Raw genomic sequence first — 22158 nt, forward strand, 5'->3', positions numbered from 1 at the left:
CCTCGGCCGCCGAGGAAATGTCGGCAACGTCCGAAGAGTTGGCCAGCCAGGCCGAGCAGTTGCAATCAGCCATCAGCTATTTCCGCGTCGATGCGAGCGCCGTCGCGGCTGCCGCCGCTCCCGCCCGCGCCGATACCGAGCTGCGTCAGGCGATCCTGGCCAAGGCGCCTCATATGGCGCCGCGCAAGCCAACCGGCAAGGCAAAGCCGGCGAAGGGCGGGGGCTTCGACCCTCGATCTGGATAGCGACGAGATGGACGATCTCGACAGCGAATCACCCGTCGCGGCGCCGCCTGACCGATACATCATAGTCCGGCCGCCCCCGGGCGGCCGGGCGCCCGCCGTTCATCCGCACACTCCAGGACCGACCTCATGGCCGAACGATTCCAAATATGTAACGCCCGGCGTAGGCACCGACCTCTTCGCCGCGCCCGTCGCCCGCAGGTCCAGGAAATCCTGGACATGCGCCCCATTGCCCGCTTGCCGCAGGCGCCGCCGCATCCGCTCGGCACGATCGACGTGCGCGGCCAGGGCGTGCCGGTGCTCGACCTGCGCCTCACGCTGGGCATGGTCCCGGCCGACGACACGGAGTATACCCGCATCGTCGTCCTGTGCGTGGCCGGCAAGGAGGGCCAGGTCACGCTCGGCCTGCGCGCCGACCGCGTTTTCGAGGTCACCGTGCTCGACAGCGAGGACCCCTCGATCCACCACCCGCCAGCCATGCGGGCTGGGGAAGCGGCCATTGCATCGCAGGCATCGGACGCCGCAACGGTGGTTTCGTCACCGTGCTCAATCTCGACCATCTCCTGGGCGACGCCGCCGGTCTTGTCAGCTGCGCCGCCTGATCCCTGATCGGCCGTCCGCGCCACCCGTCTCGCCCGCGTTTTCGAGTATATCTTGTCCAGTCTCGCCCGCGCCTTGCCTGCCCCGCCGAGGACGACTACCTGAGCGTTGCCGACTTTCAGCGCATCGCGGCGCTGATCGGCGAACAGGTCGGCATCCGCCTGCCACCGGCAAAACGGCTGATGGAGAAGCGGCCTGCTGCGCAAACGCATCCGCGCCCTGCAATCTGGCCAGCCTGCGCGCCTATGGCGATTATCTGTTCCGCCAGGATGGCCTGGGCAACGAATTGCCCTATCTGGATCAACGCCGTCACCACCAACAAGACTGACTTTTCCGCGAGCCCGAGCATTTTGAGCTGATGGAGAAGATGCTGGTCCCCATCACCTGCTGGCGCAGCGCCTTGCCGAGCGCAACCCACTGCTCAAGGTGTGGAGTGCCGCCAGTTTCACCGGCGCCGAGGCCATACCATCGCCATGGTGCTGACCGATACGGCCGCCCAGCGCCGCGATTTCCGCTATTCCATCCGGGCACCGATGTCCCTCGACAGACGTTCTCGCCCAGGGCCGACGCGCCATCTATCCCGCCGAAATGATCGCCCCGGTGCCTCCCGGCATGCGGAATGCGATACCTGATGTTCGCGCGCCGTCCCGGCCCCCGGCCGGAGGTGCGCATCGGCCCCGAATTGCGCCGGAACGTGCAGTTCCAACCGCCTCAACCTCATGGCGTCGAGTTTCCCAACCGATCGGGACGTCGACATCATCTTCCTGCGCAACGTGCTGATCTATTTCGAGAAGGCCGACCAGGCCGCCGTTATCTCCCGTCTCATCGATCACCTGCGTCCCGGCGGCTATCTGCTGCTCGGCACCGAGTCCATGGTGGGCACATCGATCAGCATGCGGCAGGTCGCGCCTGCGGTATTCCAGAAGATCTGAGTGTCCGTCATGACTGCACCCAGCGGCAAAATCCGCGTCCTGATCGTCGATGACAGCGCCTCGGTGCGCACCACGCTCAGCGACATCATCTCCGCCGATCCTGACCTCGAGGTCATGGCCACCGCGGCCGATCCCTATGTGGCGGTGGAGCGCATTCGCCAGGAAGTGCCCGATGTCATTTTCCTCGATATCGAGCTGCCTCGCATGGATGGACTGACCTTCCTGCGCAAGATCATGTCGCAACGGCCCATCCCGGTCGTCATCTGTTCCAGCCTGGCCCAGGCGGGCTCGGACACGTTGATGCAGGCGCTGGAGGCCCGAGCGGGTCGACGTCGTGGCCAAGCCACGCGTCGACACCGCGCAACTCCTGCAGGAATCACGCATGCGCATCCGCGACGCCGCCAAGGCAGCCGCCCACGCCAAGATGCGCGGCGTACAGAAATCCCCCGCCCGTCCTGCGCGCCCAGCCCGATCTCAAGGTGGAAGCCAAATTGACCGCCGACGCGGTCCTGCCGCCGCTGTCCGAGGCACGTCGGCAGAGCCTGATCGGCCGTATCCCCGTCACGGATACCTCTTGTCGCCATCGGCGCTTTGACCGGCGGCACCGAGGCGCTGCGCGAGGTGCTGGAGCGTTTCCTGCCAGCGGACAGCCCGGCAATTCTCATCGTTCAGCTACATGCCCGAGAAGTTTACCTCGGCCTTCGCGCGGCGCCTCGATGCGGGCTGCGCCATCCGGATCAAGGAGGCCTTCAGGATGGCGATCTCGTGCAACCCGGCCAGGCGCTGATCGCGCCCGGCAATCTGCATATGCTGCTGGTCCGCAACGGCCAGCGCTATACGATCAGGATCGAGGACGGTCCTCATGTTTCCCCGGCATCGTCCTTCGGTCGACGTGCTGTTTCGGTCCACCGCGCAGACGGCCGGGCGGAACGCCATGGGCATGCTGCTCACCGGCATGGGCGATGACGGCGCCGGAGGGCCTTCTCGAAATGCGCCAGATGGGCAGTCCCACAATCGCCCAGGACGAGGCCAGCAGCGTCGTTTTCGGCATGCCAAAGTGGAAGCCATTCAGCGTGGTGCGGCCACCCATACGCTGCCCTCGGCAAGATGGCGGGGGAAATGTAATCGCCTTTGGCCGCGAGGGCGGAGCCCACGCAGGAGCAACAGCATGACCATGCCCGTCGCCGCGGAAGCGGTTGCCCGTCTCGCCACCGACCTTGCCCGTCCTCGACAGGACATCGAGGCACGTTCGTTGCCGTGGCCGTCGCGCACGCGCCTGACCGAGGGAGCCGCCCTGCTCAACACGTTGAGCAAGCTGTTCGTGCCGTTGCCGGAAACTCCAGGGCACCGAAGTCGAGGAGGCTCTGACGCTCTTGGCGCGGTCGCCGAACGCGCGAACCGGCTTGCGGACACCTTCGCCCAAGAGAAGACGGACCTGGCCCGGCTGGTGGATTGTTGCCGCGGCCAGTTCGCCCATTGCCGGCCTGCGCCGCGCCGTCAAAGATGATGGGCATAGTTTCGGTCAATGCCCGCGTCACCGCTGCCGGTATTGTCGGGGACAGCGACGACTTCGACGTTTTCACCCACCGACATTGCCACGCTCTCGGATCCGCCAGCCGCACGATTCAGAATTTGCGCAGATCTATCGGGCAATTGACCGCCGAAGTGGACCGGGCAGCCACCCAGCGCGCCCGCTTCGAATCCGCCCATGCCGATACCCTGACCGGGCTCGCCCGGAGCCTGGTCGAGACCATTGGCGCCCTGGATCGCCAGCGCAGCACCGCCGCGGCCGGGAGCGCGCCGAAACCGGCCGCGTTTCGCGGCAGATCGTGGGGCGCATCGGCAGCGCCGTCATGTCGCTCCAGGTGGGCGATGCAACCCGTCAGCGGCTTGAGCACGTCGAATCCGGGCTCTCCACCCTCGGCCGGCGTCGCTGATGGCAGTCTTCTGGAAGAGGCAGAACGGCCGGCCGCCATCGCCGCCCTTGCCCTGCTGCAGCAAACCCAGCTCACCGACATCGCCGCCGCGTTCGCCCAGGAGGTCGAACAGGCGGAGCAGGATTCGAAGGCCCTTGGCCAGCGATGCCGCCACCATCATGGCCCCGCAGCCGGGATTTCGACGGCGACGGCAAGGGTCATGCCTCAGCCCACTGCCGGTCTCAGCACGCAATTGCGTGCCGCCGTCACCATCCTCAAGGACTTCGAGGCCGAGCGCGCCAAGCTGGAAATCGTGGCCAGGGCGGTGCAGGCACACCGTACATGTGCTGCTCGACCATGTCGGGGCCGTCCAGGATATCGAGGCCAATATGGCCTGGTCAGCCTCAATGCCGCGGTCCGCTGCGCCCAATTGGAGCCGCGCGGCGCCTCGCTACCCGTCATCGCCATGCAATTGCGCGAACTGACGACGGAGACCGTGGTGGCCGCCGAAGCGGCGATGCAGCAGCTCTGACAATCCTCGGCGCTGGCCGGCGCCTTTGGCGCGGCGGCCGAACAGACCGGCGCCGGACAGATTTCGAATTGGAACAACAGGCCAATCTGGCGCTCGACATCCTGGCCGGACTGGACCAGCGCCTCGCCGCGGCGTCCTCGCCCGGCTCAACGCCGACGGCCCTGCAGAGTTATCGCCCTGCTCGACGCCGCGGCGAGCGGAATGGGCAGGTCAGTCGGACCTGGCCGAAACTCTGGACGATACGGCCCCTCGCTATCGCCAGCCTCACCACCGAGCCTGTCCCGGATATTCCGCTTCCCGGGACGGCCGGCATTCTCGACAATGCGCCAATCCTACACGATGGAAGCCGAGCGCATGATCCACGACCGGCTTTTCCCGCACGGCAAGGCCCATGTCGAGACCGAAACCCAGACCGATATGGACCTCGACGCTTTCATGTTGTGACAACGGCTGCGGTGACGAAAAATTGTGGGCCGCCCTGCCATAGGCGGCCCACCTGCGCAAAGCGCGCGTGACTAGCGTCCGTGGGCGCGAATTCCTCGACCCGGTCCAAGAAGCACGGCGCGGTCAAGCGCCGTGCAGACAATCAGGCAGGCGCTGCTCAACGCGCCGCCCAGTTAAGCCCTCGGCGGATGATCGTGCGCATCTGCGGAACCTCGGAACCCTTCGAGACATGGCCCAGCGAGGAATAGAAGACGCGCCCCTTGCCATGCTTGCGCTTCCATACGACCGGCATGGTCACCCCATCGATCCAGGCGGCATGCTCACCGGTGAAGGTGGTCGTGGCCAGCACTTCGTTGGAGGGATCGACATGCATGTAATATTGCTCGGAGCGATAGGGGAAGCTCGATCCCTTCCATCACCGGATCGTCCGGCCGGGTCACGTCCACGCGATAATCGATGATATTGCCCGGATGCGCGACCCATTGGCCGCCGACCATGAACTGGTAGTCGACCGCCTCCCGGAAGGCATCGCCCATGCCGCCATGATAGCCACCCAGCCCCACGCCGCCTTCCACCGCAGCACAGAGATTGGCCAGCTCCTCCTTTTCGATCTTGCTCATGGTGAAGATCGGCACGATGAGGCTGAGATCGTGGATGACCGGATCGGCGAAGGCTTCCGTGGTGTTTTCCACATAGACGGTGAAGCCGTCCTCTTCCAGCATCGACTTGATAATGGCGGCGCATTGCTCGGGCTCGTGCCGCTCCACCCACCCCAAACGATCAGTGCCTCACGCATGTGACTTTTCCTCCTTGTCGACTTGCCACCGGTCCGCGCCCGCGGCGCCGTCCGCTTTTACATGATACGCGGCGCCGGTCGTGCTCCAGGGCGCGCCATACAATTCGCTCAGAGCGACGGCGGCGGCGCCGCGCGCCCAGGCCTCGTCGCCGATTTCGTCGATGACGATATTTGTAACGGCCCTCAACGGCTCGGTCAGCGCCCGCTCGAATGAGGCCTGCAAGGGCTCGATGAGATCGCGGCCCAGTGCCAGAACTCGATCCGACGAGAATGACCAGGGGCGGCGCGAAGAGCCCCGCCAGATTGGCGATGGCTATCCCCAAGGCCTCGCCTGCCCGGCTGGCCGCCGCTGCGAAACCGTCATTGCCCTCTTCGAGGAGCCGGCGCACATGGCTCATGCCACGCCCCACGCGCATGGCCTCGCGCAACCGCAGGTCGGCATTCTCTTCGTCCAGGATGGCCTTTTCGCTAGCGATGTCGGCCAGGCGCAGCGATTGCGCATTGGAAACGCCCATCATCATGTGCCCCAGGTCCAGGCTCAGCTCGCGTGCGCCGCGGAAAATCTGACCGTCATGCATCACCCCCCAGGCCCAGGGAATCCTCGGGCGACACCAGAACGAAATCGTCGCATTGGCGGGCCTGACCGAACCAGTGCTGCGCCTTGGCAATGGCATTCGCGTCGCTCTCCACGATAGTGGTGACGCCGAGCCTCTTGCTCATGAAGGCGGCAAGCGGCACGTCACTACCCTGCAGGACCGTGCTGGAGCGAACCCGCCCCAATCCATGTTCGACGATCCCCGGCACCGCCAGGGCGACCGTGGTCACGTCCGCCAGCCCGAGCCCGGCATCGAGCACGCAGCGCCGCACGCCGTCTTCCACCAGGTCCGCCAGCATATCCAGCGGCAGGGCACTCACCCGCACCGGCACGCTGAGATGCGCCAGCACCACCCCCTCGAAATCGGTGACCACGAAGAAAATGCCGCTCGAAGTGATCTTGGCCCCGACCACCCGGGCAGCGGAAGCGTTCAGTGTCAGCATGACGCGCGGACGGCCGCGATTGGCATTGTCGCGCCGCAAGTCGCCTTCATGGCGCGTGACGATCAGCGAATCGTCCAACAGCGAAGCGGTGATGGCCGAGATGGTCGTCGCCGACAATTGCGTGCGCTCGCCGATCTCGACGCGGAAATCGAACCGCTGCGACGAATGGTGTCGAGCACGTGGAACCGGTTGATGGCTCGCATCAATTCGGGATCGGCCGTCTTCATCCTGGCTGGTCCCCCTCCCGCCATTTTACAAACATAGCGGATTAATTGATCGCCTCTTTGGCACAAATGCGCCGGATAGCACGAGGGTGAACCAGCCATCTCCGCGCCCAGGCTTAGCTCGCCACTGACAGCGGCCAGCGGACGCGTCCTAATTAATTTGTAATCGGGATAAAAGTCCTGGGAGGAAATCATGAACATGTCTTTCGGCCGCCTGGCGCGGCATCGGCTTGCTATTGCCCTGAGCGCGGTAGCCCTGATGGCAAGGGTGTCTTCGGCCTCCGCACAATCGGTCATCAAGTGGCTGCACCTGGAAAAACCAATGCCGAGCGTCTCGGCACCTGGCAGGAAATCGCGGCCGCCTATGAAGCCGAGCACCCCGACGTCAAGATCGAGTTCCAGTTCCTTGAGAACGAGGCCTTCGGCATGCCAAGCCGCCGATATTGCTGCAATCCAACGAAGCGCCAGCCCGTCCATGTTCTACACCCGGCCGGGCGGCGTGCTGGAAGGCTGCAGTTGCAGACTTCGGCGCCATATCCGCGACGATCAAACCGCCGCAATGGACGCCGATGGCGGCGCCTGGCGCTGTTCGATCAATCCCGCCGTGGTGGCCGCCATGACGTTCGAGGACAAGGTCTGGGCCGCACCTGATCCAGCCCGGCGTCGTTTCCTTCTTCTACAACAAGGAATTGCTCGAGCAGGCCAAGCGTGGACGGCACGGCTATCGCCACCTGGGACGATTTCCCTGGGCGCGGTGCAAAGCTCAATGATGCCGGCATCACCCTGATTGCCGGCGGCGGTGGGGACAAGTGGCCGCTCCACTTCTACTGGTCGTGCCTGGCCATGCGCGAGCTCGGCCACGACGGCTTCGAAGTGGCCAAGAACGGCGATGGCTTCGCCGGCGAAGGCTTCGTCGCCGCCAGCCAGAAGCTGATCGATCTCGGCGCCATGCAACCCTTCCAGTAAGGTTATCTGGGCGCCACCCTGCCTGGACGCCATGGCCGCCTTCGCCGATGGTCGCGCCGCCATTTTCCTGGGCTTCGAGAACACGGCCACTCCGACTATCCAGCGTGGTGCCGCGACCGATGGTAAAGGCCTGGCGCAGGACATCGACGCTTCCCTTCCCGGTGGTGGATGGCGCGCCCGGTCTCGTCACCGATGATTTCGGCGGCATCAATGGGTGGTGGTCACCACCAATGCCCTGCCAAGCCGGAAACCGAGGACTTCAAGTTCTCCACCAATGCGGAGAACTCCGCCAAGATCGCCGAGCGCAATGCCATCCTGCCCACCACGATCGGGGCGGAAGTGGGCGTGAAGGATCCGTCCGCGGCGGAAAGCCGCGGCGCAGAAGGCCCAGGCGACCTGGCATCAGGAACTATCTCGACCAGATCTCGTGGACCCAATGTCGGCCGCGTGGTCAACGACATGTCCGCCGAACTTCGCCGCCGGGCAGATTTCGCCTGAGGATGCCCCTCCTCCAGCAAATCCAGGACGCTTTCTCACTGGAGATGTGATCGAACCGCTGCCGCACTGACCGGTGCGGCGGCGGCCTCGCCTGAAAAACCTACCCGGAGCGCCTCAAGGAGCTGCCAGACCAGTTCGATCAGCGCACCACGGCAATGTCCGCCCGCACGCCCGCCATCGCCCGCCGCAAGAGCAACCGCGTACGCGGCACCTGGCCGGTTCTGGTACTGTTCCTGCCGCCGGCCCTGCTGCTCTTCACCGTCTTCGTCATCCTACCCATGGGCGAAGCGGCCTGGTACTGTTCTACAATTGGAACGGCTATGGCCTGCCCACGAGTGGATCGGCACCGAATTACGAGCTGATCTTCAACAATGGCGCGTTCCGCCAGGCCCTCCCGATCAATAACGGCCTGATCATCCTCTTGTTTCCATCGTCATCCAGATCCCCCCCGCCGGTTCTGTGGATCGCCACCATGGTGATGCACGGATCAAGGGCGCGGGCCGCGCCCGGGTTTCGTTCTTCCTGCCCTACGTGTTAGCCGACGTCGCCGCCGGCATGATCTGGCGCTTCAGTCTGGCGATGGCCAAGTTCGGGCTCGTCGCCGGCATCTTCAACGCAATGGGCATGAGCGTACCGTTCTGGCTCGCTGACTGGCAGGTCGCCTTTAGCGCGGTGCTCGGCGTCATCGTCTGGAAAATATTTCGGCTTTCACATGATGTTCGTGGCCGGGCCGCAATCGATCGACAAGAGCGTGCTGGAAGCCGCCGATATCGATGGAGCGACTGGCTGGCAGAAATTTATCGTGTAACACTGCCCATGCTGGGCCTGACGGTGCGCTTGTCGGTCTTCTTCGCGTGATCGGGTTCGCTGCAATTGTTCGACATGATCATGCCATTGACCGGCGGCGGCCCGTCCAACGCCACCCAGACCCTGGTTACTTTCCTCTACAGCTTCGGCGTCATGCGCATGCAGGTCGGGTCTGGCTCGGCCGTCGGTGTCGTCCTTTCGTCATCTGCGTCGTCCTCGCCTTCAGCTATGCTGGATCTTCATGAAAATGACTGAGACAACCGCACCGATCGACGCCGCCACCGCCAGCCTCGCGGCCGCAGCGAAGCCTGCCCACCAAGATTTATCTCTATACGAGCCTCACGATCCTGGCGGCGACATCATCGTTCCACTCGGCACCACGGCCTGGGTGGTCAAGACCCTGGGCGAATTGCGCGGCAATCCTGTTCGGCCTGCCGTCCGACTGGCAATGGGAGAATTACGGCGGCATCCTCTTCAGCCAGCGATATTGGCTGCAAATGGGCAATTCCCTTCGATCGCCGGCCTGACGGTGTTTCTGACTTCTCGCCTTTCGGCGATGGCCGCCTTCACTCTTCGCCTATGTGAAATTCTTCGGCTCGATCTCGCTCAATTATTTCCTGATCGGATCGATGTTTCCGGCGGCGACGATCCTGCCGCTCTTCATCCGGATCCGGACTCCGGGACTGCTCGGCCACCCCGCTGGGGCGCGTGGTGCCCCCGCAAGTCGTGCTCGGCTGGGCATGAGTGCTGGCCTCCTGTTCCGGCAATTTCTTCCGCACCTGCTGAATTGTTCGACGCGGCTCTTGTCGACGGCGCCGGCGTATCCGCTTGAGCATCACCCTGCCGCTCAGCCGGCCGATCATCGCCACGGTGGGGATCATTTCCTTTGTCGGCAGCTGGAACAGCTACATCCTGCCTCTGATCATGCTCAATTCGGAGAGCAAATATCCCCGGCCGCCCGCATCATGGTCTATCGCGGCGAATTCTCGACCGATTGGCAGCTGATCCTCGCCTTCATCACCCTCACCATCCTGCCCACGGTGATCGTTTTCTTCGCGGCGCAGAACACATCATCGCCGGGCTGACCGCCGGCGCCGTCGTGGGCGCAAGGAGCCAGCTCGGCATGGCCGACTGGAACTGCGGAACATCGCCAAGAGCTACGGCTCGGAAGTCGGTGATCGAGGGCATCAACCTGAGTGTCGAGGATGGCGACCTGCTCGCCCTGGTCGGCCCTCGGGTTGCGGCAAGTCGACAATCCTGGGCGCATGGTCGCCGGCTTGGAGGACATTACCGATGGCGACATCCTGATCGGCGACAATGTGGTCAATGAGCTGACTCCTCAAAGCGCGAGCGCAACATCGCCATGGTCTTTCAATCCTATGCCTCTATCCGCATATGAGCGTCTACAAGAACATGGCGTTCAATCTCGAACTCTCCGGCAAGCCCAAGGACGAGATTGACCGCCGCGTCCGGGAGGCGCCCTCGCATGCTCGAACTCGAACCGCTGCTCGATCGCAAGCCCAACCAGCTTTCGAAGCGGCCAGCGCCAGCGTGTCGCCATGGGGCTGGCCGTGCGCGACTCGGCGGTCTTCCTGTTCGACGAGCCGCTTCCAATCTCGACGCCAAGTTGCAGCGCAGATGCGCAGCGAGACGGGCGACCTCGCACCGCAAGGTCGGCATCTTCGATCTATGCTTCATCACGTGATCGTATCGAGGCCATGACCCTCGCCGATCGAGGCCGGTGCTCAATCACGAGAAGCGTGATCCAAGGGTGAAGATCCCCGATGACCCGCTGTATCGCTGTCCGGCCAACCTTGTTCGGCCGGTTTCATCGGTTTCCCCGCAATGAACTTCTTCGAAGCGACGATCAATGGCAATGCTGCGCCGGACGGCTACCGGCCTCTGTTCCTTCCCCTTCGGTTCGACTGCAAATTGGTGGACGGGCACAAGGTGGTGTCGGCATCCGTCCCGGCGAGCATTTCGACCGGCGGGCCCTTGCCGGCGAAGTCACCTTCGTCGAGCCCACCGGCGGACAGACTTTCGTGACCTCGATCTCGCCGGTCACCAGACCATGGTTCTCGTCTCGAGCGAGCAGGATAGGTCAATACCGGCGCCAATCTTCCGTGTCCGCGCTGATCGAGCGCATCTTCGAGAGTATTCGATGCGGAAACCGGAAACCGCCCGCCGGAATTGAAATCGGGGCCGGTGCACTGCACCGCCCTTTCAGGCGGAACTGTGCAGGCACAAGCTCCCAAGGGCTTGGCTCTTACCAGTTCGTCAATGCCCTCTATCCTGCCTGTAGAAGAGCGCAGCAGGTTTGTTCGCTCGAAGGGATAGCGGGCCAGCTCCTTCCCAATCCACCTCTAGGCCGAGCCTGGGCGCAGTACCGGAGGCGAAGAGCCAGCCATCTTCCCAGCGGTGGGCACTGGTGATCGGCGCATCGGCGAGGCTTTCGCCCGGACGGCGCGGCAATTCCTGCACCAGCATGTTGGGTGTCGAGAGGTTGAAGTGGAGGCAGGCGGCGAGACCGGCCCGATCGGATTGTGCACCGCCACATCGATGAAATGGGTTTCGCACCATCCGGCGATCTTGCGGGATTCGGTGAAGCCGGCCGCAATGCACATGTCGATGCGGGCATAGTCGATCAGCTCTTCCTCGATCAGCGCCCGGAACTGCCACTTGGTGCCTAATTGCTCGCCGGCCGCGATCGGCACGGCAGCTGCTGGCGCAGCCGCCGATAGGTTCATCTGGGGTTCTCGACCCGCAACGGATCCCTCGATGAACATCGGCCGATAGGGTTCGACGCCGCGGCAGAGGCGCACGGCATCGGGCACGCTGGTCCGCGTATGGGCATCGAAGGCCAGTTCGATCTCGGGACCTAGCTCGGTACGCAGCAGCCGGAAGGCCTCGATGCTCCAATCCACGGCATGGCGCGGGTCATAGAGCGTGTCACCGAACGGACCGCTGTCCCAGCGCAGGCAGTTCCAGCCTTCGGCCACCCGCTCGCGCGCAACACCCAGCAATTCCTCCGGCGTCGCCGCCGCCATATGGCAATAGGTGTCGACCTTGTCGCGCACCTTGCCGCCGAGCGGCTGATAGACCGGCACGCCCAGTGCTTTGCCCTTGATGTCCCAGAGGGCGATGTCGATCGCGGCGATGGCGGCAGCGAGAACCTGGTTGGACGGATGGAAGCCGCTGCGCCACATGAGCTGCCACAGATGCTCGGAACGCATCGCATCCTGGCCGATGGAGCAAGGGCGCCAGGGCATCGATGATGCCTGCCACCCCCCTCGCGCGAGGTGAGCCCACCTTCGCCGATCCCGACAATGCCCTCGTCGGTCTCGACCTTGACGAACAGCATGGTCCGCCATTCCTTGACGAGATAGGGGGTGACCGCAACGATCTTCATTTCACACTACTCTCTGGGAAAATACGGTGGCCTTGGCTCACCAATTAGTCACCGAACCATCGCGGCGGTTGAGCATGGGCGCGTTCCAGAACTTGAAGTCCTGCTTGAGCACCAGTTCTTCGTTGACCTCGACGCCGAGACCCGGTCCTTCGGGCACGGGATAGACGGCGCGCTCGACGCGCGGCTGCACCGGAAAGAGGTCGGAATTGTCGAAGCCGAGATGGGTCTCGGCGGGCGAGGACCGGGTTTCGAGCCAGGAGAAATTGGCCACCGCCGCAGCAAAATGCACCGTCGCCGCGGTGCAGATCGGGCCAAGCGGATTATGCGGCATCATGTCGACATAATGCGCCTCGCTCCAGCCGGCGACCTTCATCGCCTCGGTCAGGCCGCCGACATTGCAGATATCGATGCGATTGAACTGATGGATGTCGCGCTCGACATAGGGCAGGAACTGCCATTTGGACGCGAATTCCTCGCCGATGGCGAAGGGGATGTCGGTCATGCGGCGCAGCGGATTCATAGGCCTCCGGCGTTTCGTCCCGGATCGGCTCTTCGAGGAAATCCAGGGTACCGCGCGGCATTTTCTGGCAGAAGCTGGCGGCCTCGGCCACCGAGAGGCGATGGTGGTAATCGACGCCCAGCACCACTTCCTCGCCCAGAATTTCGCGCGCCTTGGTGCACCATTTTGCAGTAACGGGAATATGTTCGCGCGGCTCGTAGATCGTCTCTTCGTGACCGGAGGGAGAGAGACGCATGGCGGTCCAGCCTGCCTCCATCAGCATCTGCGCCTGCTCGATCATCGCCTCGCCCGGCTCGCCGGAAGTGGTGGCGAAGGTGGGGATGTGGTCGCGCTGCTTGCCGCCGAGCAATTGATAGACCGGCACGCCCAGCGCCTTGCCCTTGATGTCGTAAAGGGCGATGTCGATGGCCGATTGCGCTGCCGCCAGCACCCGCCCGCCCTCGAAATACTGGCTGCGATAGAGCTTTTGCCAGATGCCGCCGATATTGAACGGGTCCATGCCGACGATGAGTTCGGCGAAATGTTCGAGCGCGCCGACCACGGCCTTTTCGCGCCCGGTCAGGCCGCTTTCGCCCCAGCCGAAAATGCCCTCATCGGTCTCGACCTTGACGAGGAGCTGCGTGCGGATGCCGACCCAGACCGGATAGGCGCGAATGGCGGTTATTTTCATGTCTGTGCTGCTTGCTCTAGAATGCTGCTACCAGTGCCAGAGGGTGCCGTCTTCCAAACGGTTCACCGGCAGGTAGGCGCGCTGGTAGGGATATCTGGCGGCCAGATCCTCATCGATATCGACGCCATGGCCGTGGGCTTCGCCGGGATGCAGATTGCCGTTCTCGAGCGTCCAGGCACTGGGAAAACCTCCAGGATTTCCGGCAGATAGCCGGAAAATTCCTGGATGCCGAAATTGGGCGCCCAAAGATCGAGATGCAGATTGGCGCCAAGGCAGATCGGGGACATGTCCATGGCGCCGTGGCAACCGGTGCGCACTCCGTAGACCGAAGCAAAATCCATGACCCGACGCATCGGCGTGATGCCGCCGGCATGGACGACGGTCATGCGGATATAGTCGATCAACTGCTCTTCCATGAGCAGGCGCGCATCCCAGATGGTGTTGAACACCTCGCCCACGGCTAGAGGCGTGGTGGTGTGCTGGCGGATCAGCCGGAAACCTTCCTGCAATTCGGCCGCCACCGTGTCTTCAAGCCAGAACAGGTTGAACGGTTCGAGCGCCTTGCCCAGCCGCGCCGCCTCGATGGGCGTGAGGCGATGATGGGTGTCGTGCAGAAGGTGCACGTCTTCGCCATGGGCCTCGCGCACGGCCTCGAACAGCTTGGGGACGTAATTGAGATATTTTGGCGTCGACCAGACTTCCTCGCGCGGCATGGCGTCGTCGGCTGCATTGTGGTCACTGCATATTTGCCGGTGCCATAGACATTGGGGAGGCCCGGAATGCCGGTCTGGCAGCGGATGGCCTTGAACCCCTGATCCAGCTTGGCGCCAACCGCATCGACGCATTCGGCGATGTCGGTGCCCTGGGCATGGGTATAGCAGAGCACCTTGTCGCGCGAGGCGCCGCCCAGAAGCTGGTAGAGCGGCATGCCGGCGGCCTTGGCCTTGATGTCCCAGAGCGCGGTATCGATGCCCGAGGATCGCGCACATGGTCACCGGGCCGCGCCGCCAATAGGCGCCACGATAGAGATATTGCCAGATATCCTCGATCTGATGCGGATCGCGCCCGATCAGGCAGGGAATGACATGCTCTTCGAGATAGGCCACGACCGCCAGTTCGCGGCCATTGAGCGTCGCGTCACCGACGCCGTAAAGGCCTTCGTCGGTCATGATCTTGACCGTGACGAAATTGCGTCCGGGCGAGCAGACGATAACCTTGATTTCGGTGATTTTCACGATGCGGACTCTTGATAGCGGACACGATCCTGCATGCGGCGGGCGCGAGGATCGGGATTGGGAATGGCGGAGAGCAGGGCCTGGGTATAGGCATGCTGGGGGGCGCTGGTGACGTCTTCGGTCTTGCCCGTTTCCACGATCCTGCCGCGATACATCACGGCCACCCGGTCGCACATGTAGCGGATGACCGACATGTCATGGGGAAATGAAGATGTAGGAGAGACCCATCTCGTCCTGCAGCTTCATCATCAGGTCGAGCATCTGGCTGCGCAGGGAAACGTCGAGCGCCGAGGTCGCCTCGTCGGCGATGATGAGCCGCGGCTTGACCGCAATGGCGCGGGCACTACCGATGCGCTGGCGCTGGCCACCCGAAAAGGCGTGCGGATAGCGCTCGCGCCAGGCCGGGTCGAGGCCGACCTGCTCCATCAGCGCGGCGACCCGTTCGTCCAGTTCCTTGCCCTTGGCGAGCCTAGCCAGCTTCAGGGGTTCGGCAATGATATCGGCGACGGTCTTGCGCGGATTGAGCGAACCGACCGGGTCCTGGAAGATCATGCGGATTTCACGCCGTACCGAGCGCAAATCTTCGCCCTGGGCCGTGCGGACATCGACCACCGAACCGTCGGCGCGGCGGAAATTGATGACACCTTCCTGCGCATCGTAGACGCGCAACAGGCACCGCCCCATCGTGGTCTTGCCAGAGCCGCTCTCCCCGACCACGCCAAGCGTTTCGCCCGGCGAGACGGTCAGCGAAATATCGTTCACGGCCTTGAGGCCGCTGGGAAAGGTGAGGCCGAGATTGCGCACGTCGAGCAGGAGATCGGGGGCCATTTCGACAGGCTCGCGATCCACGCGGATTTCGGCTTTTTTCTCCAGCTTGACGACCGAGCCGATCCAGCATGCGGGTATAGTCGTTCTGCGGAGCATGGAAGATCTGATCCACCGGGCCGCGCTCCATGACCTTGCCGCGATACATGACCAGCACTTCGTCGGCGATCTCGGCCACCACGCCCATGTCATGGGTGATGAACAGGACGGCCATGCCGGTTTCGACCTGCAAGCGCTTGATCAGCGCCAGGATTTCCGCCTGCGTGGTGACATCGAGGTGCCGTGGTCGGCTCGTCGGCGATCAGCAGCGAGGATTGCAGGCCAGCGCCATGGCGATCATGACGCGCTGGCGCATGCCGCCGGAAAATTCGAACGTATAGCGGTCGATGGCTTTTTCGGGATTGGGAATCTCGACCTGGCGCAGCAGCTCGATGACCCGCTCGCGCCGCTCGGCCTTCTTCATCCCGAAATGGATGCGCAGGGGGTTTCCCCGATCTGGTCGCCGACCCTGTGGATGGGCGAAAGCGAGGACATCGGCTCCTGGAAGATCATGGCGATCTCCCCGGCCGCGAATGGCCGGGATAGCCTTGCCGCGCGGATCGAGCTTGGCGATGTCGACGCTGGTGCCGTCGGGTCGGGTCAGCATCATTTCGCCACCGACGATGCGGCCGGGCCGGTCGACGATCTGCAGCACGGAGCGCGCCGAAACCGACTTGCCCGAGCCTGCTTTCACCCACCACGCACAGCGTCTTGCCGCGATGCAGCTCGAAGGACACGCCGTCGACGGCCTTCACCACATTGGTGCGTGTCGGAAACTCGACGGCGAGGTTGCGGACGGAAAGGACCAGCGAAGACTGAGCGGACTATTCATCAGTGCGTCTCATATGGGTCGGCGGCATCGCGCAATCCGTCGCCGAGGAAGGTGAGGCTCAGGATCGAGATGACGATGGCGGCGGCAGGCGTCAGCAGCAGCCACGGGGCCTGCGAGAACCGCGCGGATATTCTGCGCTTCCTGCAACAGCGTTCCCCAGGAGACGATGGGCGGCTGCAGGCCGATGCCGAGGAAGGACAGGGCGGTTTCGGCCAGGATCATCGTGGGAATGGCCAGCGTCAGCGTCGCAATGATGTGGCTCATGAACGAGGGGACGAGGTGATTGAAAATGATGCCGATTTCGCTCATGCCGTCGAGCCGCGCAGCCGTGACGAAATCTTCGTTCGCGATGGACAGGAACTGCTCGCGCAACTGCCCGCGCCAATCCCGATACCAGCCCAATAGCGAGACAGGATAAGCGTGATGATGAAATAGATCTGGAAGGCGCGCCAGCGACAGCGGAATGGCGGCCAGGCCCATCCAGAGCGGAATGGTGGAATGGAGCCGCAGGAACTTGATCAGGCGCTGGATGAAAGTGTCGACCTGTCCGCCGAAAAAGCCCGAGATGCCGCCAATGGCGATGCCAAGGCAGATGGCTCGAGGCCCACGCCGACAAGACCGATGGGGCAAGGATATTCGCGCGCCGTGCACGACGCGGCTCAGAAAGACGCGGCCCAGGCGGTCGGCGCCCCACAGATACACTGTGAAGGGGCGATGGCGTCGAGAGAGCTGATAAACAGGCTGGGTATTGCTCGAACAGGCCCACACATCCTGAAGGGCGAGGCCTCGACGAACAAGCCGATCCACCGGCGCTTACGATGTCAGGGTCGATGAAGAATTCGCGGGCCATGGATGTCGGGGTTGAGCCTCACTGGAGAGCCCGTTGACGAAGAGGCGCAGAATTGCCCGTCGATGATAAAGCCCATGGCCTGGGGCGGCGCATAGGTGAAGCGCGCATTGGTCTGGTTGGGATCGTAGGGGGCGATGAAATTCGGCGAAGGCAGCAACCAGGTAGAGGAACATCACCACGAAAGGCAGACAACCACGGCCAGGCGATGCTTGAACTTGACCAGAACAGCCGTCCATTGGCCCGCCCGACGGCGACCTTGGCATTGCCGGGATCGTCGGACAGGGTGGGATCGAGCTCGATGCGGGCACTGGTTGGTTCTGGTCTCGGGCCCCTCATTGCAGGCGAATCCGGGGGTCGGCGATGGCCAGAAGGATGTCGGAGATATGAGGTGCCGATGACGGTCAGGACCGAAATCAGCAGGATCAGCGAGCCCGCCAGATAGACGTCCTGGGCGAGAGCGCGCCCGCAGCAGCAGCGGTCCGGTCGTGGGCAGGCTTGAGCACGATGGACGATGATCTCGCCGGAGACCAGGGCCGGCAGGATCCAGCCCAGGGTCGAGATCGAGGATTGAGCGCCATGCGCACCGGATATTGCGCAGCAGCAGTTCCAGCTCCGACATGCCCTTGGCCCGCGCGGCCGTGGTCACATAGGGCGGTGAAAGTTCATCGAGCAGATTGGCGCGCATGATGCGGACCAAGGCGGCGAAGCTGCCGGATGCCGAGCACGAAGACCGGCAGCCAGACATGCTTGGCGAAATCCAGGAATTGCGCGCGAGGCTCCACGGCGCATCGGCGAATTCGGCGGAAACAGCCCACCCACGCTTTGCCCGAAATAGGTCGAGAGCGACATACATCGACACCAGCGCCAGCAGGAAATCGGGCACGGCCAGCATGAAGAAGGCGAAGAAGGTGACGCCGTAATCGGTGATCGAATATTTGACGGACCGCCGAGATGATGCCCACCGGAATGGCCAGCGCCCAGATGAAGACCAGGGTCAGGATGGCGAGCAGGAACGAAAAGCCCAGTCGACCCCAGATCACTTCCGTCACCGGACGGTCGAGCTCGAACGATGCCGAAATCGCCATACATGACGATGTTGGACACCCATTTCCAATATTGCACATAGATAGGCTGATCGAGGCCGAATCGCTCGCGCAGAGCGGCGACTGTGCCTTGCTCGACCGCGCCGCCCTGACTGGCGAGATCGGCCACGAGCGTGGAGAGAAGTCGCCGGGCGGCAATTGGATGATGATGAATGCGACGATGGAAACGGCAATCAGCGTCGGGATCGCGTATAGCAGCCGTTTCAGGATGAAGCCGATCAACGCCGCCTCCAGCTTGGAATGAATGGGAAGGGAGCGGGCAGGGCGCGCACGCCGCCCCTTTAGGCTGGGAGGAGCCTGATTAGTCCCGGTCGAAATACCACTGGCTCAGCGTCGGCGCCGGATGCCAGAGATTGCCGGTGATCGGGATACCCTGGACGACATTCTTGATGTCGTTGTTGACCAGCATGTATTTGGGCATGGGCCGCGAGATGCCGATGGTGAACAGGTTGTCCGCGCTGATGGCGAGGAATTCCTTCATCTTGGCCAGGCGGTCTTCGTCGGTCACCGCGGCCTTCACAGCGTCGTAGGCTGCATAGGCATCCTTGACGCGCTGGGGAGGCTCTTCGCCCGTTGCCGGATCGGAATACCATTCGGACCACTTGGAGGCGATGAAGATGTCCGCCTTCTGGAACGGGATATAGCAGCGCACGTCGGTATAGGCTTCGGAGAGCCCGCCCACGCAGTTCCAGATATAGGCATCCTGTTCGTTGGCGTACCACATCGTATTGAGGCGCGCGCGATCGGTGGTGCGGATCTGGATGTCGATACCCACATCGGCAGCGTATTGCTGCACCATCTGCATGATGTCCGGATAGGACAGGCCGAACACGTCAGCCACCATGAAATTGATGGTGAAGCGATTGCCGTCCGGTCCGAGACGGAAACCCTGCCCGTCCTTCTCCGGCATGATCTCGTCCAGCATCTGGTTGGCCAGGTCCGGATCGTACTCGGTGTACTGGGTCGACATTTCCTCGTTGTAGAGCTCGTGCTCGGGCTGCGGAGCAACCTGGGACGGCGCGCCCTGCCCCACATAGACGAGGTCGATAATTTCCTGCCGGTTGATGGCGTGGCTCAGTGCGATGCGGAAATCCTTGTTGTTGAAGATCTCGTTCTTGACCGGATCCTGAACATTGAGATTCAGCAGCAGCGTCGCATCGTTGGCCGGCAGGTCCTTGACGTCGACAAAGTGGTAATTGCCCGATTCCTGACCATCGAACAGTACCGACTTGTAGGTCGAATTGTTGATGTGGCGGAACGCGAAGTCGAGTTCGCCGGCCGTCATGCGCAGGAGCATGAGCTGAGGATCGTCCAGCTTGGCCCAGGTGACCCGGTCGATATAGGGCAGCTGGTTACCATCGGTATCGGTCTTCCAGTAATAGGGATTGCGAACGGCCTCGACCCGGTCGCTGTCCGCATAGGGAACGGTCAGCACGTAGGGGTTGAGGGTCGGCAATTCGAGGTTCTGCCAATAGGCCGGCTGGAAGCTGACCGAGACCTTGGAATTGAACAGCGACACCCAGTCGGAAGCCGTCGCATTGCCCTGCAGCAGCGCCGGAATGCCATCCGCGTTGTACTTTTCGTGGAACTGGCTGAGATAGTGCTTGGGGTAGATGATCGGCAAATGGCCCTGGCCATAAGCCAGTTGCTGCAGGAACAGGCCATAGGGCGAGTCGAATTTGAACTCGACCGTGTTCTCGTCAATCTTGGTGACGACCACAGGCTTGCCGCCGACCACGAAGATCGGGTTCTTGTCCGGGGTCAGCGCGGGATCTCGAGAACACGTCCTCGTACCAGAACATGATGTCGTCGACGGTGAAGGGGCGCGCCATCGGACCATTTGAGCCCCTCGCGCAGCCGGAACGTATAGGTAGTGGCGTCGTCCGACGCGGTCACTTCCTCGGCCAGCGAGGGCACGACCTGCGTCCAGTCCGGCGTCCAGCGCACCAGCAGCTCATTGGCGATGGTGCGGGTCAGATTGTAATGGTCGCCATTGGCCAGAATGGTGGTGCGCAGCGTGCCGCCATATTGCCCGATGCCGTCGACCATGGTCTCGACATAGGGATTGGCGGGAAGCCGCTCTTCCACCGGTGGCAGCTCGCCCGACTGGACGGCAGCGTCCAGCATCGGCGCCTGACCGAAATCCTGCGCCCATGCAATCGAGCTGGACGCCATCAAAGCGCCAGCCAACGATGCGAGCGCCAGCTTTTTGCCAGACTGCGCCTGGCCATCTTTACAGACATGGTTCCTTCTCCGCCGGCCGCATGCGGCCGGGGTTCGAAAAAGTGACGATGGTGACAGGAGAAAAGCCGGTTTCCCCCAATGCTCCTTGTCGGCCTTCTGGACGAGCCGATACGCGATGCATTCCAGATTGTACATTATCTGTCAACATCGAAGTACATTTTTACAATTGGCGTCGGACGAAGATCTGGCTTAGAGCTAACCTATGAGCGCCATCACCACACAGCCGCCATCGATATTACTGGACGCCGAGCCGGGGCCGGAAGCGAGCATCTATGAGCAGATATTGCACGACATCCTCGAAGGGCGGCTGGAGGCCAACCAAAGGCTGAAGTGACGGCCCTGGCCGGACGCTATGGCACCAGCACCAACCCGGTGCGGGAGGCGCTGCAGCAATTGCGGGGCGAAGGCTTCGTCGTCATCACCCCCAACAGAGGCGCCCGGGTCAGGCCCATCGACGAAGAATTCGCGCGCGACATCTATGAGGTCGAGGCGCTGATCGAGCCCTATCTGACGGCATGGTTCGTCGGCATCGCCACGGATGAAGCGATCAGGCGTCTGGAAGCGGTACAGGACGAAATCGAGGCGCTGGGCTTCGAGGACCCGCTCCGCCATTCCGAACTGGACACGCGCTTTCACCAGATCGTCTATGACGGGCATTATAATCGCCATGCCGCCGATCTCTGGTGGCGGCACCGCGAAATCCTGCGGGCCATCGCCCGGCGCTTCCCCTATTCCATGGTCCGGCGCAAGGAAATCCTGATTGAGCATCGCCTGATCATCGAGAAAATCAAGGCGCATGACGCCGACGGAGCCGCCGAAGCGGTGCGTGCTCATATTCTCGGCTCCGGCCGCCATATCGTGGAACATATGCGCTCGGCCCGCAATCGCCGGCTGTGAGCGAACCGATGGACGACACCCTCTATGGACGGCAGGCGCTCGGCCTACGCCCCATCATCAATGTCAGTGGCACCATGACGGCCTTGGGCGCCTCCATCATCGTGCCCGAGGCCATAGCGGCCATGTCCGCCATTGCGCCCGAATTCGTCGAAATCGAAGAGCTGCATCACAAGGCCGGCGCCGCCATCGCCCGCGCCACCGGCGCGGAAGCGGGTTTCGTCACCGCATCGGCCGCTGCAGGGATCGTCATTGCGGTGGCCAGCTGCCATGACCGGCGAAAACCTTAAGGCCGTCCAGCGCCTGCCGCTCGAAATACGAATGGCCTCCAGAACCGAAATCGTCATCCAGCGCGGCCATGACGTGAACTATGGCAACTGCAATTTCGCAAGCTGCGCGGCATGGCGGGGCCCGCCGCTTCTTTGCGGAACTGAGCTCGAGGTCACCGCCCCCCAGGTAGCTGACGCCATCACCGACCGCGCCGCGGCTTCTCCTGTTCGTCATCTCGCATAGCGCCGCCCAGTCCGGCCGACTTGGCCTGT

20 protein-coding genes and 9 pseudogenes are annotated in these 22158 nt (G+C 63.1%); 15 read left to right on the top strand and 14 right to left on the bottom strand.

From position 1 onward, the window contains the following. Positions 1–245, top strand: a pseudogene (locus NVV79_RS00800) (methyl-accepting chemotaxis protein); the annotation flags it as partial. Between the two features lie 216 nt (positions 246–461). Beyond that, positions 462–851: a chemotaxis protein CheW gene (locus NVV79_RS00805; RefSeq protein ID WP_303985302.1), complete on the top strand. Its 390-nt coding sequence runs from the start codon at positions 462–464 to the stop codon at positions 849–851. Between the two features lie 109 nt (positions 852–960). Here the strand turns inward: NVV79_RS00805 and NVV79_RS00810 are convergent, their stop codons facing one another. Then, positions 961–1191, bottom strand: coding sequence for a hypothetical protein (locus NVV79_RS00810; protein WP_303985303.1), 231 nt, complete (start codon positions 1189–1191; stop codon positions 961–963). 370 nt (positions 1192–1561) lie between these two features. Here NVV79_RS00810 and NVV79_RS00815 point away from each other — a divergent pair, with 370 nt between their 5' ends. The 6 genes from NVV79_RS00815 (at position 1562) to NVV79_RS00840 (ending at position 4666) form a co-directional block, all read left to right on the top strand. Beyond that, the gene (locus tag NVV79_RS00815) at positions 1562–1774 is read left to right on the top strand and encodes a CheR family methyltransferase (RefSeq protein WP_303985305.1); all 213 of its coding nucleotides are present in this window, start codon (positions 1562–1564) and stop codon (positions 1772–1774) included. A gap of 9 nt (positions 1775–1783) precedes the next feature. Continuing rightward, the gene (locus tag NVV79_RS00820; RefSeq protein WP_303985307.1) at positions 1784–2269 is read left to right on the top strand and encodes a response regulator; all 486 of its coding nucleotides are present in this window, start codon (positions 1784–1786) and stop codon (positions 2267–2269) included. Between the two features lie 96 nt (positions 2270–2365). Then, entirely contained in the window at positions 2366–2740 is a 375-nt protein-coding gene (locus NVV79_RS00825) for a chemotaxis protein CheB (protein ID WP_303985310.1), read from the top strand. After that, positions 2637–3281, top strand: a complete 645-nt coding sequence (locus NVV79_RS00830; protein WP_303985311.1) for a chemotaxis protein CheB — start codon at positions 2637–2639, stop codon at positions 3279–3281. Before NVV79_RS00825 ends, NVV79_RS00830 begins: the two co-directional genes overlap by 104 nt. Beyond that, positions 3278–4222: a hypothetical protein gene (locus NVV79_RS00835; RefSeq protein WP_303985313.1), complete on the top strand. Its 945-nt coding sequence runs from the start codon at positions 3278–3280 to the stop codon at positions 4220–4222. Before NVV79_RS00830 ends, NVV79_RS00835 begins: the two co-directional genes overlap by 4 nt. A 321-nt stretch (positions 4223–4543) precedes the next feature. Then, the gene (locus NVV79_RS00840; protein WP_303985315.1) at positions 4544–4666 is read left to right on the top strand and encodes a hypothetical protein; all 123 of its coding nucleotides are present in this window, start codon (positions 4544–4546) and stop codon (positions 4664–4666) included. A 157-nt stretch (positions 4667–4823) separates the two neighbouring features. On the opposite strand, the pseudogene NVV79_RS00845 reads toward NVV79_RS00840, so the two are convergent. Further along, positions 4824–5462, bottom strand: a pseudogene (locus tag NVV79_RS00845) (ThuA domain-containing protein). Continuing rightward, positions 5455–6727, bottom strand: a pseudogene (locus tag NVV79_RS00850) (ROK family protein). The pseudogenes NVV79_RS00845 and NVV79_RS00850 overlap by 8 nt, the downstream one beginning before the upstream one ends. A gap of 705 nt (positions 6728–7432) precedes the next feature. Here NVV79_RS00850 and NVV79_RS22480 point away from each other — a divergent pair. From NVV79_RS22480 to NVV79_RS00865, 4 genes and pseudogenes are all read left to right on the top strand, one after another. Then, positions 7433–7690, top strand: a complete 258-nt coding sequence (locus NVV79_RS22480; RefSeq protein ID WP_369684691.1) for a hypothetical protein — start codon at positions 7433–7435, stop codon at positions 7688–7690. Between the two features lie 210 nt (positions 7691–7900). Then, complete coding sequence (locus NVV79_RS22485) at positions 7901–8188, top strand: hypothetical protein (protein ID WP_369684692.1); 288 nt, start codon at positions 7901–7903, stop codon at positions 8186–8188. A 155-nt stretch (positions 8189–8343) separates the two neighbouring features. Beyond that, positions 8344–9240, top strand: a pseudogene (locus tag NVV79_RS00860) (carbohydrate ABC transporter permease). A 63-nt stretch (positions 9241–9303) separates the two neighbouring features. Beyond that, positions 9304–10094, top strand: a pseudogene (locus NVV79_RS00865) (carbohydrate ABC transporter permease); the annotation flags it as partial. Positions 10095–11358: 1264 nt separating this feature from the next. Here the strand turns inward: NVV79_RS00865 and NVV79_RS00870 are convergent. The 11 genes and pseudogenes from NVV79_RS00870 to NVV79_RS00920 form a co-directional block, all read right to left on the bottom strand. Then, positions 11359–12264, bottom strand: a complete 906-nt coding sequence (locus tag NVV79_RS00870) for an enolase C-terminal domain-like protein (protein ID WP_303985317.1) — start codon at positions 12262–12264, stop codon at positions 11359–11361. A 177-nt stretch (positions 12265–12441) separates the two neighbouring features. After that, positions 12442–13594: pseudogene (locus tag NVV79_RS00875) on the bottom strand (mandelate racemase/muconate lactonizing enzyme family protein). Between the two features lie 62 nt (positions 13595–13656). Beyond that, the gene (locus tag NVV79_RS00880) at positions 13657–14307 is read right to left on the bottom strand and encodes an enolase C-terminal domain-like protein (protein WP_303985333.1); all 651 of its coding nucleotides are present in this window, start codon (positions 14305–14307) and stop codon (positions 13657–13659) included. Positions 14308–14631: 324 nt separating this feature from the next. Beyond that, a pseudogene (locus NVV79_RS00885) lies at positions 14632–14763 on the bottom strand (bifunctional D-altronate/D-mannonate dehydratase); the annotation flags it as partial. A gap of 62 nt (positions 14764–14825) precedes the next feature. Beyond that, positions 14826–15023, bottom strand: coding sequence for a hypothetical protein (locus tag NVV79_RS00890; RefSeq protein ID WP_303985319.1), 198 nt, complete (start codon positions 15021–15023; stop codon positions 14826–14828). Position 15024: 1 nt separating this feature from the next. Next, positions 15025–15753 carry a dipeptide/oligopeptide/nickel ABC transporter ATP-binding protein gene (locus NVV79_RS00895; RefSeq protein ID WP_303985321.1) on the bottom strand — a complete coding sequence of 243 codons (729 nt, stop codon included), beginning with the start codon at positions 15751–15753 and terminating at the stop codon, positions 15025–15027. A gap of 202 nt (positions 15754–15955) precedes the next feature. Next, complete coding sequence (locus NVV79_RS00900; protein ID WP_303985322.1) at positions 15956–16387, bottom strand: ATP-binding cassette domain-containing protein; 432 nt, start codon at positions 16385–16387, stop codon at positions 15956–15958. A gap of 147 nt (positions 16388–16534) precedes the next feature. After that, complete coding sequence (locus NVV79_RS00905) at positions 16535–17155, bottom strand: ABC transporter permease subunit (protein ID WP_303985324.1); 621 nt, start codon at positions 17153–17155, stop codon at positions 16535–16537. A gap of 552 nt (positions 17156–17707) precedes the next feature. Then, positions 17708–18700, bottom strand: a pseudogene (locus tag NVV79_RS00910) (ABC transporter permease). Positions 18701–18779: 79 nt separating this feature from the next. Beyond that, entirely contained in the window at positions 18780–20216 is a 1437-nt protein-coding gene (locus tag NVV79_RS00915) for an ABC transporter substrate-binding protein (protein ID WP_303985326.1), read from the bottom strand. A 23-nt stretch (positions 20217–20239) separates the two neighbouring features. Beyond that, the gene (locus NVV79_RS00920; RefSeq protein WP_303985327.1) at positions 20240–20653 is read right to left on the bottom strand and encodes an ABC transporter substrate-binding protein; all 414 of its coding nucleotides are present in this window, start codon (positions 20651–20653) and stop codon (positions 20240–20242) included. 271 nt (positions 20654–20924) lie between these two features. On the opposite strand from NVV79_RS00920, the pseudogene NVV79_RS00925 reads away from it, so the two are divergent. From NVV79_RS00925 to NVV79_RS00935, 3 genes and pseudogenes are all read left to right on the top strand, one after another. Then, positions 20925–21619 (top strand): annotated as a pseudogene (locus NVV79_RS00925) (GntR family transcriptional regulator). An 8-nt stretch (positions 21620–21627) separates the two neighbouring features. Then, a complete protein-coding gene (locus NVV79_RS00930; RefSeq protein ID WP_303985329.1) occupies positions 21628–21906 on the top strand; it encodes a hypothetical protein in 279 nt (92 codons plus the stop codon). Next, complete coding sequence (locus NVV79_RS00935) at positions 21887–22129, top strand: hypothetical protein (RefSeq protein ID WP_303985331.1); 243 nt, start codon at positions 21887–21889, stop codon at positions 22127–22129. Before NVV79_RS00930 ends, NVV79_RS00935 begins: the two co-directional genes overlap by 20 nt. The last annotated feature ends 29 nt before the right edge of the window (positions 22130–22158 follow it).

Source organism: Devosia ginsengisoli (assembly GCF_024707105.1).
GTDB lineage: Bacteria > Pseudomonadota > Alphaproteobacteria > Rhizobiales > Devosiaceae > Devosia > Devosia ginsengisoli_A.

Excerpts from the sequence above, each read along its gene's own strand:
- NVV79_RS00805 (WP_303985302.1), top strand. The coding sequence starts at position 462 with ATGCGCCCCATTGCCCGCTTGCCGCAGGCGCCGCCGCATCCGCTCGGC.
- NVV79_RS00810 (WP_303985303.1), bottom strand. The coding sequence starts at position 1,191 with ATGCTCGGGCTCGCGGAAAAGTCAGTCTTGTTGGTGGTGACGGCGTTG.
- NVV79_RS00815 (WP_303985305.1), top strand. The coding sequence starts at position 1,562 with ATGGCGTCGAGTTTCCCAACCGATCGGGACGTCGACATCATCTTCCTG.
- NVV79_RS00820 (WP_303985307.1), top strand. The coding sequence starts at position 1,784 with ATGACTGCACCCAGCGGCAAAATCCGCGTCCTGATCGTCGATGACAGC.
- NVV79_RS00830 (WP_303985311.1), top strand. The coding sequence starts at position 2,637 with ATGTTTCCCCGGCATCGTCCTTCGGTCGACGTGCTGTTTCGGTCCACC.
- NVV79_RS00835 (WP_303985313.1), top strand. The coding sequence starts at position 3,278 with ATGATGGGCATAGTTTCGGTCAATGCCCGCGTCACCGCTGCCGGTATT.
- NVV79_RS00840 (WP_303985315.1), top strand. The coding sequence starts at position 4,544 with ATGCGCCAATCCTACACGATGGAAGCCGAGCGCATGATCCACGACCGG.
- NVV79_RS22485 (WP_369684692.1), top strand. The coding sequence starts at position 7,901 with ATGGGTGGTGGTCACCACCAATGCCCTGCCAAGCCGGAAACCGAGGAC.
- NVV79_RS00870 (WP_303985317.1), bottom strand. The coding sequence starts at position 12,264 with ATGCCCTGGCGCCCTTGCTCCATCGGCCAGGATGCGATGCGTTCCGAG.
- NVV79_RS00880 (WP_303985333.1), bottom strand. The coding sequence starts at position 14,307 with ATGCCGCGCGAGGAAGTCTGGTCGACGCCAAAATATCTCAATTACGTC.
- NVV79_RS00890 (WP_303985319.1), bottom strand. The coding sequence starts at position 15,023 with ATGTCGGTCATCCGCTACATGTGCGACCGGGTGGCCGTGATGTATCGC.
- NVV79_RS00895 (WP_303985321.1), bottom strand. The coding sequence starts at position 15,753 with ATGCTCCGCAGAACGACTATACCCGCATGCTGGATCGGCTCGGTCGTC.
- NVV79_RS00920 (WP_303985327.1), bottom strand. The coding sequence starts at position 20,653 with ATGGCGTCCAGCTCGATTGCATGGGCGCAGGATTTCGGTCAGGCGCCG.
- NVV79_RS00930 (WP_303985329.1), top strand. The coding sequence starts at position 21,628 with ATGGACGACACCCTCTATGGACGGCAGGCGCTCGGCCTACGCCCCATC.
- NVV79_RS00935 (WP_303985331.1), top strand. The coding sequence starts at position 21,887 with ATGACCGGCGAAAACCTTAAGGCCGTCCAGCGCCTGCCGCTCGAAATA.